This window comes from Fictibacillus fluitans, assembly GCF_030418125.1.
Lineage (GTDB): Bacteria > Bacillota > Bacilli > Bacillales > Fictibacillaceae > Fictibacillus_C > Fictibacillus_C fluitans.
This window is the reverse complement of record NZ_JAUHTR010000008.1, coordinates 104,131-124,147: the sequence shown is the minus strand read 5'-3', so window position 1 is coordinate 124,147 and position 20,017 is coordinate 104,131. Positions and strand designations below refer to the sequence as shown.

21 protein-coding genes, 1 riboswitch and 1 other annotated feature (1 of these 23 cut by a window edge) are annotated in these 20,017 nt (G+C 44.4%); of the genes, 19 read left to right on the top strand and 2 right to left on the bottom strand.

Features of this window, described 5'->3' with window-relative positions:
* Window positions 1-43 (bottom strand) — a binding site (T-box leader); it reaches 190 nt to the left of the window's first position.
* A gap of 156 nt (window positions 44-199) precedes the next feature.
* From QYB97_RS15605 to QYB97_RS15590, 4 genes are all read left to right on the top strand, one after another.
* Window positions 200-1,207, top strand: coding sequence for an STAS domain-containing protein (locus QYB97_RS15605; protein ID WP_301166932.1), 1,008 nt, complete (start codon window positions 200-202; stop codon window positions 1,205-1,207).
* Window positions 1,208-1,246: 39 nt separating this feature from the next.
* The gene (locus QYB97_RS15600) at window positions 1,247-1,669 is read left to right on the top strand and encodes a GNAT family N-acetyltransferase (protein WP_301166931.1); all 423 of its coding nucleotides are present in this window, start codon (window positions 1,247-1,249) and stop codon (window positions 1,667-1,669) included.
* Between the two features lie 301 nt (window positions 1,670-1,970).
* A riboswitch (purine riboswitch) is annotated at window positions 1,971-2,074 on the top strand.
* Window positions 2,075-2,211: 137 nt separating this feature from the next.
* Complete coding sequence (locus QYB97_RS15595) at window positions 2,212-3,087, top strand: 5'-methylthioadenosine/S-adenosylhomocysteine nucleosidase (protein ID WP_425589812.1); 876 nt, start codon at window positions 2,212-2,214, stop codon at window positions 3,085-3,087.
* 187 nt (window positions 3,088-3,274) lie between these two features.
* Window positions 3,275-3,877: a dihydrofolate reductase family protein gene (locus QYB97_RS15590; protein ID WP_301166930.1), complete on the top strand. Its 603-nt coding sequence runs from the start codon at window positions 3,275-3,277 to the stop codon at window positions 3,875-3,877.
* A 77-nt stretch (window positions 3,878-3,954) separates the two neighbouring features.
* Here QYB97_RS15590 and QYB97_RS15585 read toward each other — a convergent pair whose 3' ends face one another.
* Window positions 3,955-4,269, bottom strand: coding sequence for a hypothetical protein (locus tag QYB97_RS15585; protein ID WP_356948187.1), 315 nt, complete (start codon window positions 4,267-4,269; stop codon window positions 3,955-3,957).
* Window positions 4,270-4,447: 178 nt separating this feature from the next.
* On the opposite strand from QYB97_RS15585, the gene QYB97_RS15580 reads away from it, so the two are divergent.
* The 14 genes from QYB97_RS15580 (at window position 4,448) to QYB97_RS15515 (ending at window position 17,774) form a co-directional block, all read left to right on the top strand.
* Window positions 4,448-4,918, top strand: coding sequence for a DinB family protein (locus tag QYB97_RS15580; RefSeq protein WP_301166929.1), 471 nt, complete (start codon window positions 4,448-4,450; stop codon window positions 4,916-4,918).
* 308 nt (window positions 4,919-5,226) lie between these two features.
* On the top strand, window positions 5,227-7,014 hold the full coding sequence (locus tag QYB97_RS15575) for a sigma 54-interacting transcriptional regulator (RefSeq protein WP_425589815.1): 1,788 nt from the start codon (window positions 5,227-5,229) through the stop codon (window positions 7,012-7,014).
* Window positions 7,015-7,169: 155 nt separating this feature from the next.
* Window positions 7,170-8,372 (top strand): iron-containing alcohol dehydrogenase, encoded by a 1,203-nt coding sequence (locus QYB97_RS15570; protein WP_301166927.1) that lies wholly within the window; start codon window positions 7,170-7,172, stop codon window positions 8,370-8,372.
* Between the two features lie 24 nt (window positions 8,373-8,396).
* A complete protein-coding gene (locus tag QYB97_RS15565; protein WP_301166926.1) occupies window positions 8,397-9,857 on the top strand; it encodes a CoA-acylating methylmalonate-semialdehyde dehydrogenase in 1,461 nt (486 codons plus the stop codon).
* 95 nt (window positions 9,858-9,952) lie between these two features.
* Window positions 9,953-11,401, top strand: a complete 1,449-nt coding sequence (locus QYB97_RS15560; RefSeq protein WP_301166925.1) for a GntP family permease — start codon at window positions 9,953-9,955, stop codon at window positions 11,399-11,401.
* 118 nt (window positions 11,402-11,519) lie between these two features.
* The gene (locus QYB97_RS15555; RefSeq protein ID WP_301166924.1) at window positions 11,520-12,047 is read left to right on the top strand and encodes a DinB family protein; all 528 of its coding nucleotides are present in this window, start codon (window positions 11,520-11,522) and stop codon (window positions 12,045-12,047) included.
* A gap of 311 nt (window positions 12,048-12,358) precedes the next feature.
* Window positions 12,359-13,501 (top strand): hypothetical protein, encoded by a 1,143-nt coding sequence (locus QYB97_RS15550; RefSeq protein ID WP_301166923.1) that lies wholly within the window; start codon window positions 12,359-12,361, stop codon window positions 13,499-13,501.
* 23 nt (window positions 13,502-13,524) lie between these two features.
* Window positions 13,525-14,313 (top strand): hypothetical protein, encoded by a 789-nt coding sequence (locus QYB97_RS15545; protein WP_301166922.1) that lies wholly within the window; start codon window positions 13,525-13,527, stop codon window positions 14,311-14,313.
* Window positions 14,314-14,316: 3 nt separating this feature from the next.
* Window positions 14,317-15,096: a hypothetical protein gene (locus QYB97_RS15540; RefSeq protein ID WP_301166921.1), complete on the top strand. Its 780-nt coding sequence runs from the start codon at window positions 14,317-14,319 to the stop codon at window positions 15,094-15,096.
* Window positions 15,097-15,126: 30 nt separating this feature from the next.
* Window positions 15,127-15,588, top strand: a complete 462-nt coding sequence (locus tag QYB97_RS15535; RefSeq protein ID WP_301166920.1) for a DUF5085 family protein — start codon at window positions 15,127-15,129, stop codon at window positions 15,586-15,588.
* Complete coding sequence (locus QYB97_RS15530) at window positions 15,585-16,031, top strand: DUF5085 family protein (protein ID WP_301166919.1); 447 nt, start codon at window positions 15,585-15,587, stop codon at window positions 16,029-16,031. The genes QYB97_RS15535 and QYB97_RS15530 overlap by 4 nt, the downstream gene beginning before the upstream one ends.
* An 89-nt stretch (window positions 16,032-16,120) precedes the next feature.
* On the top strand, window positions 16,121-16,540 hold the full coding sequence (locus QYB97_RS15525) for a VOC family protein (RefSeq protein ID WP_301166918.1): 420 nt from the start codon (window positions 16,121-16,123) through the stop codon (window positions 16,538-16,540).
* Between the two features lie 14 nt (window positions 16,541-16,554).
* Window positions 16,555-16,956: a DUF1801 domain-containing protein gene (locus tag QYB97_RS15520; RefSeq protein WP_301166917.1), complete on the top strand. Its 402-nt coding sequence runs from the start codon at window positions 16,555-16,557 to the stop codon at window positions 16,954-16,956.
* A gap of 128 nt (window positions 16,957-17,084) precedes the next feature.
* Window positions 17,085-17,774 (top strand): N-acetylmuramoyl-L-alanine amidase family protein, encoded by a 690-nt coding sequence (locus QYB97_RS15515; protein ID WP_301166916.1) that lies wholly within the window; start codon window positions 17,085-17,087, stop codon window positions 17,772-17,774.
* Between the two features lie 45 nt (window positions 17,775-17,819).
* Here the strand turns inward: QYB97_RS15515 and QYB97_RS15510 are convergent, their stop codons facing one another.
* The gene (locus QYB97_RS15510) at window positions 17,820-19,022 is read right to left on the bottom strand and encodes an aminotransferase-like domain-containing protein (RefSeq protein ID WP_301167065.1); all 1,203 of its coding nucleotides are present in this window, start codon (window positions 19,020-19,022) and stop codon (window positions 17,820-17,822) included.
* Between the two features lie 199 nt (window positions 19,023-19,221).
* Between QYB97_RS15510 and QYB97_RS15505 the strand changes: the two genes are divergently transcribed.
* Entirely contained in the window at window positions 19,222-19,968 is a 747-nt protein-coding gene (locus tag QYB97_RS15505; RefSeq protein WP_301167064.1) for an alpha/beta hydrolase, read from the top strand.
* Window positions 19,969-20,017 lie beyond the last annotated feature (49 nt).

Below are 20,017 nucleotides of genomic sequence, written 5' to 3'. Positions count from 1 at the left end.
CTTCTATGTCATCACTCTTACTGCTCCCGTTCATTGCGTTTAAAAGTACGTTGTTTAGGATAATGTTAACTAGCATATACGGAACGTGAGGTACCTGTCAACCTGGTCTTTTGAAAAAAAGAAATTTCAGATAGATTGGAATTTAAAGACTATTTAAGTACAATGAAAGTATAACTTATTTCCCACAGGAGACTATTCTATGACAAAACCCGTAGTCAGTTTTCAAGTGAACGACAATATTTTTGAGTGGAATCAGGAAAATGGGCTTTTCACGTTTGATGGGGCTTCTACTTTACTGTTCTGGGATTCTGCGATTGAACTTTTTTTAAAAACGATCGAAGAGGTTTCCGGCAAGGATGTTTCACAAACTGTATATCAGGTCACAGGGTATCGCATGGGCAGTCTTGTTACGTCCTATTACAGCGGGAGAAAAGGCATTGATCATCTTTATTCCGAATACAGCAATATTTACAGAAATGCGGGATGGGGAAATTATGAAGTTATCCATCTTTCACTTGAAGATCAAACGGCAGTGGTCCGGCTGACAAACAGTTGGGAACATCGGATTTTAAAAGGGGAAAAGGGTTCATTATTACCCAGCCATTGGGCCGGCATCTTTTCCGGAATCTTTAAGCGGGATATGTGGTACAAGGTGACGAGCAGCTCGGTAACAGACGAGAAACTTATGGAAGAGATTGAAATTTTCCCAACCAGTTTTACGGTGACGGACAACATTCATGATCTGGCGAGAAGGAAAGAAAGGGAAAGCATTCAGGAACTGGAGAATTTGGTGAATAACCGTACAGAAGAATTGTCTTCCATGATTAAGGAACTTTCGACTCCTGTTATCCCCGTTTTGAATGACATCCTCGTCATCCCTTTAATTGGAAAGTTCAATGAAGAGCGGCTGGCGGATTTAATTGAAAAAGCATTGTATGAACTTATGAGGCAAAAAGCACGTTTTATGTTGATCGATATGACAGGACTAAAGAATGTGGATGACCATATCCTAGAGGGTATCATACAAGTGATACAGGCCATCAAGCTTCTTGGCGCAGATGGCTACCTGGTGGGTATTTCCCCGGATGTGACGCTCCAGATTGTCAAATCAGCGATCAATCTGGATGATACGAAATCCTTTTCGAGTCTGCAAAAAGGTGTGGAGTACGCCGTTAAACAGAATGGCTATGAGCTTGTGAAAAAGTAAATCGGTTGATGATGATAGAAAGACGGGGGTTATAAAAGGGTGAACATTACACAGCAATGGAATCAGGAAGATAGCGAATATATACGCAGTAAACTCATTGAATTCAATATGGCCAATGTACCGGACGACCTTAAACATCCGGTTAAAAACGTCAGCTTCATGGCAAGGGATGATGAAGGAAGCATTCTCGGAGGAATCACCGGAAAGATTGCCTGGCGCCAGTTGTACGTAGATTTTTTATGGCTCGATGAGTCCTTGAGAGGCAAGAAATACGGTGAAGAACTGCTGAAACGGATGGAAGACGTTGCACGCGAACATGGCTGCCGGCAAATCCAACTGAATACCTTGAGTTTTCAGGCGCCTGGTTTTTACAAGAAGTACGGGTTTGAGGTGGTTGGAGTTGTTGAGGGATACCCGGGGCCGGATCAGAAGCAGTATTATATGGTGAAAAAGCTAACATAAACGTGAAGCAAAAAAGAGATCAGTGAAATGTCAGGGGAAATAAACCCTGACATTTTATTTTTGTTATTCTCTTTCGTTCCGACCACGCAAATGGAGCTAAAAACTCCAATAATAATCTTCTCCCTCAAAATGGTTGTTTTGTTGATTATAGTAAACGGCAGAGAAACTTCCAATCTCTTTTTTAATTTAACAGTCATACCATAAATTTCAAACTTTTGAAAATACGAATGTTTTAAATGTTTATTTTAATAAAGTTCGTGTTTTTTTATTGCTTCCTTCTGAGCAGTTTGTTATAGTTACACCGTAATCAAGTGAATATTCTCGTATATGCCCGGTAATATGGTCTGGGCGTCTCTACCTGGTTCCCAAAGCAAGAACCGGACTACGAGTTAAAGTCAATGGGGATTTTCTATTTAACTAGAGATTTCCAATAGAGCTTTAACTTTGGTCTGGATGGTAGAGAGTGATCCGGGTCTTTTTTCTGTTTTCTACGGTGTATGAAGGACCATTCGCAGCAAAAGACGAACAAAGGGGAGATTTCAATGGAAAAGAAAAACAGGTTTAAATGGACGGGGGCGGGGATCCTGCTGATGGTGGCTGCCTTGCTTTTCACAGGTTGGACAACGTTTTCAACCAAGGCTCCAATCGCAGAAGCAAAACAGCGTCCGATCCTTATTCAGGGACCTATGCCTATAGAAGCTGAAAATTTCGCGAAAAAGCTGAAGCATGTAAAAGTAGAGAAATCCGGCACATTTGTGTTTTATAAAGGGAAGCTGAACAACTATCCTGTGATCGTGGCTAAGACAGGAAAAGGCATGGAAAACACGGCAGCGGCAACGGCAATTGCCATTGAAAAATACAAACCAAAAGCGATCATCAATCAGGGGACTTCAGGAGGGCATGATGCCAGGCTGAACGTGTTTGATATTGTTCTGGGAGAAAGAACCGTTAACCTTGGCTCGTTAAAAACTGGGGATAAAGCTGAGAATGAAGGCATCGATCCAACAGCATGGAAGCCGATGGATTTAATGGCCTCAGAAGGCAGTGCTGGAGAAGACCCGAATGCGGAGAAGCCTCGCTTTTATGAGGGAGACAAAAGCTTGCTTTCAGCGGCCAAAGCTGTAAAGCAAACGTACAATAAAGGGAAGATTGTTAAAGGAACAATCGGTTCAGCAGATGTGTGGAACAATGAAGTTGACCGCATCAAATGGTTCCACAAAACGTATGGAACCTCCGTTGAAGAGATGGAAGGGGCGTCTGCAGCTCAGATTGCAAAAGCTTATGATGTTCCGTTCCTTGGAATCCGTGTTCTTTCCAATAACAAGGTGAACGGCGGAAAATACAGCCCGGATACTGCGGCAGCCTGTCAGGAATATGTATTTGACGTGGTGAAGCAGTACATTAAAGTCAGCCGGTAAAACAAAATATATGAATAGAAATGACGAGTGAATTGGCATTCGTCATTTTTTTTTTTTGCCAAAATCCAATGGAGCGTCGACTGACAGAGTTCGTTTCAACAAGGAATATATCTTTGTCTGTTGAAATTGTACTACTAAATGAGTTTTTTATTATCCTAAAGTGCTATTTTGAAAGGATGAAAAGGACATGGGGAAACTGGTTGTGCATATGTTCATGACGTTGGATGGTGTTATTCAGGCTCCGGGAAGGCTCGATGAAGATCGTGAGGGCGGTTTCGGCTATGGCGGGTGGCAGGCACCGTATGCCGGTGCGGAGTCTGGACAATTGATCGCCGATGATTATTCGAAGCTTGACGCGTTGCTGCTCGGCCGCAAAACGTACGAAATCTTCGCGCCATACTGGCAGCAGGCTCCATCCGGCAATCCGTTTACGAAGCTGATGAACGAGAAACCTAAATATGTCGCCTCCCGCACATTATCGAGCGTGGATTGGAACAACTCAAAGCTGCTCGATGCAGATGTGGCTGTAAGTGTGCCATTGCTCAAGGAGAAATATTCAGAGGTGCATGTCGTTGGCAGCAGCGACCTGAACCAGTCACTGCTGCGTCACGAGCTGATTGACCGCATGAACATCTGGCAGTTTCCAGTAGTGCTCGGAAAAGGAAAACGGTTCTTCGATTCCGGAACGATACCAATGGCCCTGCAATTGCTTGAATCCAGAACGTTCCCAAGCGGATCGGTGCTATTGCGCTACGAGACTGCGGGAAAACCGGTTTTCCGCAACATGTAGCAGGGGCTGACCGCTGATGGTCATCATAAAGAAGCAAACCTCGCCTATAGCCTGTGAGGTTTGCTTACGTTCATGTGTTATTTAACGGGATTTGCCTGTTCGATCTTTTCGACAAACATGTTGTAAACGTTGCGCTTATCTTCAAGCTTTTTTAATTGAGCCTTGAGTTCATTGTATTTCTCTTCGAATGGCTCTTGATAGTTGGCTTTAATATTTTTTATCATCTCTTCGTTAATCGTGGACTGAAGAACTTGTTTGGTAATCCCGAATTTATAGGAATAGAGCTGGAGTTCCGTTTTTACTTTTTCATATTCTTCATCAAAATCTTTCTTTTGGCCCAGCAGCTCTTCTTTCCATTCCTGCAGCGCATCTTTTACATAGTCATCCATCATTGAGCCTCCTTTTGTCAGTGTGTAAACCCACCCCGTATATGTACTCTATAAATAATTGGTAATGGACCGGAAGTTTATGGGGGTGAATTTTCCAGAGAAACAGCAGGGATTCAACTGATTGATCGAGAAAGTAAGGTTTGCATAACCCCAAGGAAAGATAATCAAGGAGGAGATGGCTTTGAATCGAGTGGATTTACTATTAAATGTCTTGGATACGACGTATGACAAGGAGAGCTGGTATGCTCCGTTTAAGGACGCGATTAACGGAATAACTGCTGAACAGGCGAGTTGGAGACCGCCTGGCGAAGCAACGAAATCCATCTGGGAGAACGTCAATCATCTAATCTATTATAAAGAGAGGACGGCTGCCAGAATGGAGGGCCGTGAATGGACGAACAACCTGGATGGAGATGAAACATTTATGCTTACCGAGCCTTCCAACAATGATCAGGAATGGAAGAGCGTGGTGGAGCGCGCAGAAAATGCGCAGCTGGGATTAAGGAGGGCGCTTAGTGAAACTTCTGACGGGGATCTTAATGAGGATTCGCTAGAACCAAAACTGCTGGATATCATGCTGCACGATGCCTATCATACGGGTCAGATTCTCTTAATCAGAAAAATGCAGGGGGCTTGGCCTTCTCATCGTTAAAGGTATAAATAAAGGCAGAGCATCCATTGGATGTCTGCCTTATTTTTTAGTTCGCAGCCCGCTGGCTCGCGATGTTGGAGATAACAACCAGCTTTGCTTTTGTACGCAGATCCGTAAACAGGAAGGCAAGGGTACCGATGATCAGCAGGCGGCCCTCGGATCCTTACGGTGTTTTTGAAAATAGTTTGGTAGATATACCTGCCATGACTTTAATGCAAGCACCTCATTCACTGAATCTTGCGTCATCCCTTATAATAATAGATAGAAAGGCGGTGACCTCTTTGAATGACAGTGTAAAGACGCTGGAAATGAATTTTGGCAGTGTGAAAAATACAGAGCCTGTATATAAATGGATGACAAAGAATCCGCTCTCCTTAACAAGAACCTCCATGTTAAGAGAAGCGGTTCAAATGATGAATGAGTACAGAATTGATGGGTTGCCGGTTCTTGAACAGCAGAAGTTAATCGGACTTGTGACGAAAACGAGAATTGTTCGCTCTCTTCTTGGTGGGTATACGGGTGAAACAGCTGTGGAAGAGGTGATGAAAAGGGACGTCATCACGATCGGCCCTGAAGATACAATCTCAAAAGCCTGGCACATTAAGGCAGGGCGCCTTCCGGTTGTGGATGAAACAGGAGCACTCATTGGAATCCTGACAAAGACCGATATTCTGCATTCTTATTTCTTTCACCTAAGTCAGCTTCAGGAGACGGTCCATACGGCTGAAACGATGAGTACCATTTTGGAAACCGCTTACGAAGGAATCGCGGTGATTGATAAACACGGCATCGTCCTTGAGTTTAACGAAGCGTACTGCCGTTTTGTCGGAAAGCGTCGGGATGAAGTTCTGGGGAAGCATGTGACGGAAGTGATTGAAAATACGAGACTTCATATAGTAGCAAAGACCGGCATCGAGGAGAGAGGGTTTATCCAGCGTATCCAGGGGCAGGATATGGTCGTTCACAGGATTCCAATTGTGAAGGAAAATGAAGTAGTCGGTGCCATCGGCATGCTGATCTTTCACGGAGTGAGCGAGCTGTACAATATCCTTGGAAGAATGCAGGAGCTTTCGAGAAAAGTAACGGAAAAGACCCTTCCTGATGCAGCGATGGATGCCGATGAAACATCCTATACGGATATTATCGGGGTCAGTGAAGAAATTTCTGCGGTTAAAAGGCTGGCGAAAAAAGCCGCCCGCACGCCGTCTACGGTCCTCATTACGGGAGAAAGCGGTACGGGAAAAGAGATGTTCGCCAAAGCGATTCATCAGTCCAGCCCTTTTGCGGAAGGTCCGTTTGTCAGCGTGAACTGTGCTGCCATCCCGGAACACCTTTTGGAAGCGGAGCTCTTTGGCTATGAAGAGGGTGCGTTTACAGGAGCCAGAAAGGGAGGCAAGCCCGGAAAGTTTGAACAGGCGCATAAAGGAACTCTTTTTCTGGATGAAATTGGGGACATGCCGGCTCTCATGCAATCAAAAATTCTGCGCGCTCTTCAGGAGCGGACGGTCGAACGGGTAGGGGGTTCAACAAGCCAGCGCATTGATGTGCGGATCATTGCCGCCACCAACCGGCCGTTGGAACAGATGGTGCAGGAAGGAACCTTCCGGGAAGACCTGTATTACCGCCTGAATATTATCAGGCTCGAAATTCCTCCGCTTCGTAAAAGGAAACGAGACATTCCCGTTCTTCTCGAGCATCATCTGCAATCCTTTTGTCAGGCCTTTAAATTGGAGCCAATGGAATTCTCGGCTGAGGCGATGAATCTTCTGATCAATTATGAATGGCCGGGAAATGTGCGTGAGCTGGTTAATACCGTTGAGATGCTGGTCAGTTTGGGAGAAGAGCGCATGATAACAAAAGCGGAGATTCCCGGACGTTTTCACCAACCGCATGAACAAACGGGAGTAAAGCAGGAGCGAGCGAAAGCACCCCAACAAGGGAATCTATTGGATGAGCTGAGACAAAATGTGAAACAGCAGGAACGGGAAAGAATTCTTCAGGTATTAAAAGAGACAGCCGGAAACAAGGCGGCTGCGGCCAGGAAGCTTGGCATACAGCGCTCGACATTGTATGAAAAACTAAAAAAATTACAGTAAGAAGTAAAAGTGTCCGAATTATCATACATAATTCGGACGCTTTGTGTATGGTTAAGCATACACTTATAAATTTTTTTGGCTTAATGAAAGGGTTATCAAAGTTGGCATGGTTCTTGCAAAAATAATTAAGTGTGAAAATTGAAAGGAGGAACAGCATGAAGAAGTTTGCAGAATTTCGTATGCCCAATGCTTTGTATTATGGCCGGGATTCCCTGGGGAAGTTGGGAGAGGAAGCGGCCGGGCTGGGCACAAAGGTGTTATTGATCAGTGACCGTGTGATGGAGAAGATTGGCCATGTGAGAAAGTGTGAGAAACTGCTTGAACAGCATAACCTTCCCTTTGTTTCTTACCTGGATGTGAATACAGAACCTACCGATCAGCATGTAAAAGAAGCACTTGAAATTTGCCTTGAAGAAAAGTGTGATGTAATCGTTGCCATCGGCGGCGGCAGCTGTATGGATACCGGAAAAGCAGTCGGAGTGGTGGCGTCCAACGGAGGATATATCGGGGATTACCGGGGCGGAGCAAGAAAAATTTCACAAAAACCGCTACCGTTCATCGCGATTCCAACAACTGCTGGTACAGGTTCCGAAGTGACCGATGTTACCGTGATTACGAATACAAAAGATGATATCAAGATGATGATCAAGGATCCCAACTTCTTGCCGTGTACCGCGATTGTGGATCCGATCCTGACGCTTTCCACACCCAAGAATGTAACCGCTGCCACGGGAGTTGATGCCCTTTGCCATGCGATTGAGGCGTTCATTTCTAAAAAGAGCCAGCCGCTCACAGACGATTTTGCGCGGTCGGCTATTGCTTCAATTACAGGTAACCTTCGGACAGCCTATCATCAACCGGAGAATGTGGATGCCAAAGAAGAAATGGCACTGGCCTCCATGCAGGCGGGACTTGCGTTTTCTAACGCGTCCGTAACCCTGGTTCATGGCATGTCCCGGCCGATTGGAGCGTTGTTTCATGTTCCTCATGGCGTTTCCAATGCGATGCTCCTGCCGGCTGTTCTTGAATTCAGCAAGCGCGATGCCATAGACCAGCTTGCAGCCATTGCCCAGATTATCCAGCCGGGACTGGATAAACAGGACAAGGAGGAGCTGGCGGATTTCGCCATTGAAGAAATCAAAAAGCTGTGCGCCGATCTGGATATTCCCAATCTGAAAAGCTGGGGAGTGGATCAGGAGGCGTTTGAACAAGTGATCTCCAAAATGGCTAACGACGCCCTTGACAGCGGAAGCCCGGGGAACAACCCGAGGGTACCGGCACACGAAGAAATCATTGATTTATACAGGGTCTGTTATGACTATGATTTCAGCATCTCGTCTACGATGATTCAATCTTAAAAAACAACAAGGAGTGGAATATACATGTCTTCAATTACTAAAGTGGAAGCCTTAAAGAATTTTATCAACGGTGAATGGGTGGAGTCCCGTTCCGATCAAACTGAAACAGTGCCGAATCCGGCAACTGGAGAGGCGCTGGCTGAAGTGCCGCTTTCCAATCGTGAAGATCTTGAGCTTGCGGTTGAAGCGGCAGAACGCGCATTTGAATCATGGAGCCAGGTGGCTGTGCCAAAACGGGCACGTATCCTTTTCCGTTATCAGCAGCTCTTGGTAGATCATTGGGATGAACTTGCACGCCTGATTACGAAAGAAAACGGCAAGAGCTATGGGGAAGCATATGGAGAAGTGCAGCGCGGTATTGAATGTGTGGAGTTTGCGGCAGGTGCGCCAACTCTCATGATGGGCTCCCAGCTTCCGGACATTGCTTCAGGTATTGAATCAGGAATGTATCGGTACCCAATCGGGGTTGTTGGCGGAATTACACCGTTTAACTTTCCAATGATGGTGCCTTGCTGGATGTTCCCGCTCGCAATTGCCTGCGGAAACACCTTTATCTTAAAACCTTCCGAGCGTACACCGCTGCTTGCCAACCGTTTGGCCGAGCTGTTTAAGGAAGCGGGTCTTCCTGATGGTGTGCTGAACATCGTTCACGGTGCTCGTGATATTGTGAATGGCATTCTCGAGCATGAACGCATTCCGGCCATCTCCTTTGTCGGTTCCCAGCCGGTTGCCGAGCATGTATACAAGACAGGTGCAGGGAATGGCAAGCGTGTGCAGGCACTGGCCGGTGCCAAGAATCACAGCATTGTGCTTCCGGATGCCGATATGGACATTGCCGTAACGAACATTATCAACGCTGCGTTTGGTTCTGCAGGAGAGCGCTGCATGGCGTGCTCTGTTGTCGTGGCTGTCGGTGATATTGCGGACACCCTCGTGGAACGGCTCGTGAAGGAGGCTGAAGAACTTACCATTGGAAATGGTATGGAAGAAAATGTTTTCCTTGGACCGGTTATCCGCCAGTCCCATAAAGACAAGACCCTTCAGTACATTGATATCGGTGTAAAAGAAGGAGCGGCACTCGCTCGCGACGGACGTAATGACCAGGCTTGCGAATTACCGGGATACTTTGTTGGACCGACGATTTTTGACAATGTTAAAACCGACATGAAAATCTGGAAGGATGAAATCTTCGCGCCGGTGCTTTCAGTGGTCCGTGTCAATGACCTGACTGAAGCGATCAAGCTGACGAATCAATCTGACTTTGCCAATGGTGCCTGCCTGTTTACCGATAGTGCAAAGGCGGTCCGTCAATTCAGGGATACAATCGATGCGGGAATGCTTGGCGTGAACATGGGTGTTCCTGCACCAATGGCGTTCTTCCCGTTCTCCGGATACAAGAAATCCTTCTATGGTGATTTGCATGCGAACGGCAAAGACGGCGTGGAGTTTTACACGCGCAAAAAAATGCTGACCGCACGCTACTAAGCTACTAAGACTGCAAGAGCATGAGTGATGGATGGACATGCCTGTAGAACGGGCATGTTCATCCTTTTTTTACTACCAATAAAAGAGGTGAAGGTATGGATCTCCTTATTATCCTGTTAGCGCTTGGCTTACTGATGTTTGTTGCGTATAAAGGCTTCTCTGTTATCCTGTTTGCACCCATCTGTGCGCTGTTCGCCGTGGTGCTTACAGATCCATCACATGTTATGCCGTTCTTCTCCAACATTTTCATGGAGAAAATGGTTGGCTTTATCAAACTGTATTTCCCTGTCTTCCTGCTGGGGGCCATTTTTGGAAAGCTGGTGGAGATGTCGGGTGTGGCCGCATCGATCGCCAAAACGATTGTGCAATTTGTAGGGGCGAAAAGAGCGATTCTAGCCATCGTATTGATGTGTGCCATTCTTACATACAGTGGAATCAGCTTGTTTGTTGTTGCGTTTGCGGTATATCCTTTTGCCGTGCATCTTTTCCGTGAAGCGGATATTCCGAAGCGTCTGATCCCGGGAGCAATTGCTCTTGGTGCGTTATCTTTTACAATGGATGCGCTTCCAGGAACACCGCAGATTCAAAATGTTATTCCCACTAGCTTTTTCGGAACAACCATTTATGCTGCACCCGTACTTGGTGTGATCGGAGCGTTGTTTGTTTTCACACTGGGAATTCTTTATTTGCAGGGCAGAAGCAAAAAAGCCAGGAAACAGGGCGAAGGCTACAGCGGGCCGATCGGGGCGCAAAGTGAAATGGCAGCCGCTGCCCAGGCGGTACAGGAGGAGCCTCAATACAACAGTGATGAAATGCAGCAGCGAGTTTCGCCGCTTCGCCAGGTCTTGGCGTTTGTTCCTTTGATCCTGGTCGGTGTAATGAACAAGGTGCTCACCATTTACATTCCCAAATGGTATCCGGATGGATTTGATTTTGCTTCCATCGGATTGAAGGACTTTGGGAAGGTTGACCTTAGTCAGGTAGCAGGCATCTGGGCGGTGGAGATGGCCTTGTGTATGGGAATTCTGGCAACAATCGCCTACAATTGGAGAGGTGTGACCGCCAACTTCCAGAAGGGCATTAACGCCAGCATTGGAGGAGCTTTGCTCGCTGCGATGAATACCGGATCTGAATATGGGTTTGGAGGCGTTATTTCTTCCTTGCCTGGATTTGGTGTTGTGCGTGACAGTATTTCTCATACCTTTACCAATCCACTTGTCAACGGCGCAGTAACTACGAACGTGCTGGCCGGTATTACCGGGTCCGCGTCAGGCGGTATGGGAATCGCGCTAAGCGTTATGGGTGATCAGTATGTAAAGCTTGCCCAGCAATTTGATATTCCGATGGAGGTCATGCACCGGATCGTGGCGATGGCGTCCGGCGGCATGGATTCACTGCCGCATAATGGAGCGGTCATTACCCTCCTCGCGGTAACCGGATTGACGCATAAGCAGGCCTACCGTGACATATTCGCTGTCACAGTGATCAAAACCATCGCTGTCTTCTTTGTTATTGGAGTTTATAGTTTGACCGGTCTTGTTTAAAGGAAAGGAGCATCTGTGGATTGATCCCGGATGCTCTTTTTTATAAAAGGAATAGGGCAAGATCATCTCGAATAGGTAAAGGGTTAGGAGTGAACAAAGCACGGGGAGGTTGGATAGGATGAAGAACCATGCACGTGAAATGTATGATTATCATGCTTGGGCGAACGCCAGAATCTTTGAAAAGCTGCGGGAACTTCCAGAGGATTTATACAAAAAGGAAATGAGGCAAAGCATTTTTCCATCTCTTTCAACAGTTATGGTACATCTGTATTTAACTGACAATTTGTGGTTGAATATCATGCAGGGGGAGGATATGCAAGAGGGAATGGCCGCTTCGGACACATTGAGAAGAGAGGCTGAAGCAGAAACACTGCTCGAAATGGAGCAGCGATACAAAAAGCTGACAGAAGAGTATAAGCATTATATTGATAGCCATGACATGGAAAAAGTGTTCACTGTGGATAATCCATATGCGGGACGGCTGGATACTACACCTATGGAAACCATCTATCATATTTCCACACACGGAAACTATCACCGAGGACATGCGGCTGCGATGATCCGGCAGACCGGAAATGCCTCAGTCATGCAGGATTATGGGCTGTACCTCTATACGAAAAATGCCGACTTTGTAAGCCCGGTATAACATAAGCAATAAATCAAAAACTGTCTCTTGTGGAAAAAGGAGGCAGTTTTTACTGTGTACACCAGGTTATTACTTTTGTAAAATAGTTAGTATGTTTAATAGAAAGTTACTTTGATCAGTGGGAGAACGGTTAATTAACTCTTTTAAGATAAATTCGGGACCATTTTCACCTGAATTATCTAAAATTTGGCACAAATTGGTTTTGGTGCAAGAAAGAAGGGTAAAAAGGAAGTGGGGTTTTTAGGAGTAAAGTCCAGTATAAGAAGTCCTGGTTCTTTTTTAGAATAGAGAGTAGAAAGGCAGGAGAAGGAATGAGTCGTGTAAACGTTGTACCAGACGAACTAAAAGAACTCGCATCAGATGTGAAAAAGCTCGAAGCGAAGAGCAAAGCTATCAGATCGAATCTGCAAATGAACTATTATTCCATGCAAAGCCACGGAGACGGAATTAATCTTTCCGCCATCAGCCCCCTCTACAACAGCCTGATCCAGCAGCTCGACCATTACGGGAGCCTGTTAAACGGAGCGGAAGAAGTCGTAAAACGTACGGAAATTAACTTTCGGGAGGCGGACCAGAAGCTGTTCAATGCTGATAGTTTTACCGCTTTCTTGAGCGGTACTGCATTTGCGGGAGTAAGACAAGGGGTAACAAGCGTTAGTAAAGGGATTAAATATGGAAGAATTACTACAGCCTTGTCCATTAGCCAATATCTTAAATGGAAATATGATTTTAAAGCTATTTTTGATCCCGCTGGCCGAAAAGGCCGTGGAGCATACACGCTATCCACAAAGAACACCAAAGACATTGTAGCTATTTCTAAAATGCTAAAAATGAATAAAGATGATGATGCTTTCATTAAATACATACGAAATGGTTTCAAATTTGAGGATTTGAAGACGACTAAATCACAAATTAAGAAGGCGAAAACAGCGATTTATAAATTGCCGGATTTTGTAGCACATCAAGAATATAAAAAAGATTTGAAGAAAATTGGTTTTACAAAAGCTGTAGGAAAGCAAGCATGGACCGGGTTTAAATCCTCCTATGCCGACAGTGTGAAAACTATCAACCCAATGAAATGGAAAGACACCTTTAAAGAAGTTGGTAAAGTAGGAAAAACTGTAAAAGGGCTGGCAGTGGTAGGGTCTGCTTTATCTATTGCCAATAATGTGGTTGATGCACAAAAAGATGGCTGGCAAGCCCATGATGCAGCCGATATTGTAACGGATTCAGCTGTTGATATTGGAGGCATTGCAGCTGCGGCTGCAACAGGGGCCGCTGTTGGGTCATTGATTGCTCCTCCGGTCGGAACTGTGGTTGGAGCGGGAGTTAGTGTTATTGCCTCTTATGGTTTAAATACGAAGTTCGATGCATTAGGTGGCGAAAGTGTAGTTAGTGCCGCTAAAAAAGGTGTGAAAAGTCTTACCCATAAAATAGGCTCTATTTTCTGGTAATATTTTTTAAGGTGGAGAAGTACATGTGGGACATTAAAGAGAAGAATTTAACGGGGTTTAAAAAAACCTGTCGTACCCGTCTATCTCCCGATGGGATTTCAGGTTTCATGATTGGAGCAACCTTTTTTTGCTCAATGATGATGTTTTTTATTTTTGCGGCTTTATATCGATTTGGTTGGGAGTATTACGCTGAACCGGTAGAGAAAAATATTGTTACAGTGGAATTAATACTATACGGTTTACAACTTGTTTTTCTCGTTCTTTTTCTATCTGCAAAGGCTGCTTTTAAACTGCAGAAGTTCCAATCTCTGGTTTTACTGTTTTTTGCATTTCAAACGGCTACCATTACGTTTACCATGTTTGTACTTCCTGGAATGACCGATTATTCTACCAATCAAACAACATTAACTTATATTGGTCTTTTAATCGCAGGTGCTTTTGTGGTACATATCTTATCCACTGTGGATACCTTTAAGCAAGCGGCCCAAGGAGCTTTTAACGATGAGAATTCATCATTTTTATCTAGTAAAATGAAGGTTTGGATTATAGTAGGATCTGCCGTCTACACTTTGATAATGGCAATCATGATCATCAGCCATAATGATTATGGATTCAATATTTACTTTGGTTACGCCATAGCAACAATCGTTATGTATGCCATCGCCATTGGTGCAGGCGAATTTCAATTGTTAGCCTATTGCAAATTTAAATTTCCTTCATTTATTATTTCTTGGGAAGAATATCGGCGGCAAAGGCAGAAGTATTCAAGGAAAAATAATAATCGCAAATCTAAAAACAAGCGTTTGAGTTAGAGCATGAATATAAAAGAAGAAAATTTATCTGATTTCAAAACGACTGCCAAAAACAGGCTAAGTCCTGATAGTTGTGTGTCATTTATGTTTGGATCCATGATTTGGTGCAGTATGCCAATGTTCTTTATAGGTGTAGGGTTATTTAGGTTTGGATGGACAGTTTTTCCTAATACTTTTGAAAAAGTAGTCATCTTTTTGGAAGTTGCATTTTATTGTATACAGATTAGTTTGTTATTCATTTTTACAAAACCAAAGATGTACATTAAGTTTCAAAAAATCATCTCGGTTTTAACCTTATTTTATATTTTTCAGTTTGGTACCATTGGTTTTATGTTTGTTGTAATTAGCGGAATTTTTGATTTTCCAAACGATAGCTTGACTTTAACATATGTGGGCCTCCTGCTAACCGGGGCTGTTATAGTTCATATTCTTAGTACTATTAGTATTTTTAAACAAGCACACAATGGGGAATTTACTGGTGAAAATTCTTCTGGATTTTTCTTCGGCAGGACTATTATACTTACAGTTCTCGGTTCTATCATTTATTTGGTTGTTTTATTAATCTTAATTTTAATACACACGTCTGGTGAATATACATTCTTTTGTTTTATTCTGTCGTTGTTCATTCTTTATCCTATTGCTATTGCGGCAGCTGAATTCCAATTGCTGGCTTACTGCAAATACAAGTTTCCTTCCTTTAATATTTCCTGGCATGATTATGATCGTGAAAAGAGAAAACGCATAAAACAGTATGAAAGAAATAACAAAAAGAGGAAAAAATGAGCTAGTTAACATAGAAGAGGAGAGATAAGGTTGAAAGTACAATACAAATCCTTGTCCATGCTGAACTTGGTTAGCATTACACAAGTGGTGAAAAGAGAAGACTGGCTTCTACCTGCAACCTCTCTTAGAAGCCAGGTTGTAAATAATGGCATCTATCCAGTGGGGCCGGTTCTTTTCAAATTCAAACCGCTGGAAAATGACCCGGGTTCAGGAGAATTTACATACAGCGTCCCAGTTAATGACCGCGTTGAATTGGAAAAAGGTTCAGCATATGAATATATTGATGTTTTAGTTATCGAGGAAGCACTATGCGTCCGTTTTACGGATGAGGACGGAGGAATTGAAGAAGCCTACCAGCTCATTCAGGAAACCGCAAAGCAGAATCAAATTTCTTTGGACCCGAGCTTTTACCATGTATGTCTGGATGTTTTCGGAGAAACGTGGCTTGATGTGTATGCGCCGATTGTAGAAGTGGGTGAATCCGTCCGATGATTGCTGAAGATCAAAGCATTGCTTACACCAATGTCGTCTCGAAGGAATACTTTTTTCATTACAGTGAAATGGAACTGGTAATTGAAGACTTCATTTCTGAAATTGGAGAAGCAAATTTATCAATTAAAGGACCCATGTTCTATGCGTTGAAAAACATTCCTAAAGACGAAAACATGTACATTGAATTGTTTATGCCTGTTCATGAGGACAAGATTCCAGCCACTGAGTCTTTAATGTATAGAAGTTATTATTATGTGGATGATATGCTCATGAAACGTTTTACTGGAAACTATGAGACTTTGACTGAATTTGTTTACGCGGAGCTGCTTCAGTATATTGTTGACAACAATTTAAATCTGGCATCCCCAATCTATCATGTCTTTGGCGGTGATGAATCCATTCAATATGTGGATGTTAAGGTTTCTGTATTAAGTGAGGAATAGAAAAGCTTTAATTTTCATCAACTCTGATCTTCCATAAAAAAAGGATCAGAGTTTCTTTTATTTAACAATTTTGTAAGGAGGGATTTTTCGTGGAAGCTAGAATTACCGTTATAACGTTAGGTGTGGATGATTTGGAACGCTCCGTGAAATTCTATCGGGATGGTTTGGGCTTTCATACGAAAGGGATTATCGGCACTGAATTTGAGCATGGCGCTGTCGCTTTTTTTGATCTGCAGTCAGGCTTGAAGTTGGCGTTGTGGAACCGAAAGGATTTGGCTCACGAGGCGAAGGTTCCTGTGGCTGTTTCAAGCCCTGGCGAATTTACTCTCGGGCATAATGTCAACAGTATAGTGGAAGTGGATCAGGTGATGGAGGAAGCCAAACGGGCGGGAGCTGTCATAACTGATCCGGCACATGAGACGTTCTGGGGCGGGTATTCCGGCCATTTTCAAGACCCTGATGGCCATTTATGGGAAGTCGTTTATAATCCGGCCTGGGAGGGAGAATAAGGAGGAGAAGGACGATGGTAACCAAAAAGGAGTCTGGACAGGAAGAAGTACAGACGTTTATGGAAGTATTGGATCATCCGCTCAAACGGGAAATTCAGCGTGTGCGGGAAATCATACAGGAAACCCATCCGGAGTTAAACGAAAAAATTAAATGGAACGCACCAAGCTATTGCTATGAGGGAGAGGATTGCCTGACGTTTAATTTGCATGGAAAGGGATTCTTTCGTCTGATTTTCCATTGCGGAGCAGAAGTCAAGGAACCTAAAAGCATGAGACTCCTGGTCAGGGACAGAACAGGAATGCTGGATTGGCTCGCCGATGACCGTGCCATGGTTAAATTTTACGATATGAATGATGTGGAGGCTAAAGGAGAGAAACTGGGGGAAGTTATCCAAACCTGGCTTCAGGAATCCTGACTCGCCGTTTAAACGCCGTTTCCGTCAACTAGTAGGCATAACCACTACTAAATAACTGCATATAATGATAGGGAGAATAAGAGATTTCTCTTTTCTCAAGTTTTCTTACAACAAGGAGTGTTTGGTAGATGGTAAAAATTTTTATCGATCCGGGGCATGGGGGCAGTGATTCAGGAGCCACAGGAAACGGCTTGCTGGAGAAGAACATTACCTTGCAAATTGCCACGAGGATCAAAAATATACTGCTGACAGAGTACAATGGCGTTGAGGTCAGGATGAGCAGGACGACGGATGAGTTTCTGTCACTGAAGGACAGGACAGACGCCGCTAACCGGTGGGGAGCTGATTATTTATTATCCGTTCACATTAATGCTGGCGGCGGGACAGGCTTTGAAAGTTATATCTATCCCGGAACAGAAGCACCAACTACCACGTACCGCAACCATATTCATGATGCTGTTCTTGAATTGGCGGACTTCAGGGACCGCGGAAAGAAAACGGCTAACTTTCATATGCTGAGGGAATCAAACATGCCGGCGGTTTTAACGGAAAACGGTTTTATTGATACAGTGGATGATGCGGACAAGTTAAAATCTGCTTCCTTTATTGGCAGCATCGCTCGGGGACATGTAAATGGGCTGGTCAAAAGCTTTAACCTGAAAAGGAAGCCCACAGCCGTTTATCACACAGTAATTCCAGGAGATACGGTATATTCTCTTGGTAAAACGTACAAGTCGACGATTAACCAAATGAAGAAGTGGAACAGCCTGGATAAGGATTTCACGATCTATATTGGACAAGGCCTGCGGGTGAAATAATAAAAAAAGGAACCTCCTTTTCAAAGAGAGGTTCCTTCTTGTTGTTTATGATAATACGGCGTTTTTCTCCAGTGATTCCTTAAACAGATCGGTCATGATAGTGATTCCGCTCTCGATCTGTTCAATGGTTGGATGGCTGAAATTCAAGCGCATCGCATTGGTTTTTGGCAGGGAGGCGAAGAACGGCTCTCCCGGTACATATGCGACACCCCGTGAAACTGCTTCTGGCAAAAGTTCAGTGGTGTTAAGATGCTCATCCAGTTCCAGCCAGAAGAACATGCCGCCTTTTGGTTTGTTCAGTTTCAAACCAGAGAGATTGGCATTCTTCAAACAGTCATACATGGCATTCATCCGCTTTTCGTACTCTGCGATCAACCGGTTAATATGCCCATCCATGTCAAATCCTGTACAGAAATGGTACAGCGCCTGCTGGGACAATGAATTGGAATGAAGGTCATTCGCCTGTTTGGCCTGGGACATCATGCGGACAATCTGGAATGGGCCCGCGACCCACCCGGTGCGCAGGGCAGGAACAGCTGTCTTGGAGAACGTGCTTGTATACAGAACACAGCTTCCGTCATCAAGTGCAGCAAGAGGAGTGTATGTTTCCTCGCGGTTAAATTGGAGATCACCGTACGGATCATCTTCCAAAACGACAATGTTATTTCGGTGCGCTTCTTGAAGCAGCATCTTGCGGCGTTCCAGTGACCAAACCTTTCCGGCCGGGTTGGAGAAGGTCGGAACTACGTAAATACATTTTGGTTTATATTCCTTGATCTTAGCTTGCAGGTCTTCCGGAATCATGCCATCTTCATCGGATGCGACCCCGATGACTCGTGCTTCATAGGACTTGAATACCTGAAGCGCAGCAAGATAGGTTGGATCTTCTGTCAAAATGACGTCCCCTGCATTCAGCATCACGCGGGAAAACAGGTCAATAACCTGCTGTGAGCCGGTTGTGAGCATGATGTCTTTGGTTGTGTAGTTAGTAATGCCTTTACGCGACATTCGTTCAAGAATTACTTCGCGAAGGGGTAAGTATCCTTCCGTTTCACTATATTGTAAAGCATGCTTTCCAGAAGCGAAAACCTTGGAAAATGCTTCTTCGATGGCTTCTGCAGGAAACAGCTGATCATCAGGCAAACCGCCTGCAAACGATATGACGCCTTCCTGATTAACAACTTTTAAAATATCACGGACAGCAGAAGATTGTAATGAATAAATTCGATGGGCAAATGCGTACTTCAAAACGGACACCTCGGTTAAAGTTTTAATGAACATTTTACTCCTTCTATAGCGAATGTCAATGACAATTCTGAAAATAGTTCTAAATTTTGTGTGAATTTTCTAAAAAAATACATTTACGGGAGGTTTGTGGCCTGATTCTTTTTTCAATTTATCGTCTTGTGATAGAGTAAATAGAAAGAATAGGATCGGAGGCATCATGATGAAAATGGTTCCAGCCAAATCGTTTTTCTTTGAAGGAGGGAAACGGGCGGTCCTGCTTCTGCACGGATTTACCGGGAACACGGTAGATATCCGGGAGCTGGGGCGTTATTTAAATGATAAGAATTATACATGCCTCGGACCGTTGTATGAAGGACACGGTGATACGCCTGAACGGCTGGTGGCAACAAATGCCAGGCAGTGGTGGAGCACTGTAGAAGATGGTTTTCAATCGTTAAAAGAAAAGGGCTATGAAGAAATTGCAGTAATCGGCCTGTCTCTTGGCGGTGTATTTGCAATAAAGGCAGCTCATACTTATCCGGTAAAAGGGCTCGTGTCCATGTGCGCACCCGTCAAGCCCAAGAGTGCCGAAGATCTTGGCCGGCATGTCAGTTCATTTACCAAACGCTATAAAAAGATTTTACGTACGCCACCTGAGCAAATTGAAGAAGAATGGGAGAAGCTGAAGCCACAGTCGGATGAAGCGGTCAAGTCACTGCAAACGGTGATTGAAGAAGTGGGCGGGCATCTTAGCGAAATTTCCTGTCCCGTTCTGGTGGTGCAATCAGGAAAGGACCATTCTGCCAACAGAGAGAGCGCGCAAATTATATACGATGAGGTTTCCACACACAACAAATCCCTCATTTGGTACGAGAATTCTCCGCACCTTGTCACAAGAGGTCCTGACAAAGGGAAACTCCACGAGGATGTGCTGAAGTTTCTTGAGGGGTTGGAATGGTCGGATTAATGTAAGAGACATGTATCCTCACTCAGGAATTTACCTGGTCCAAAGGCTC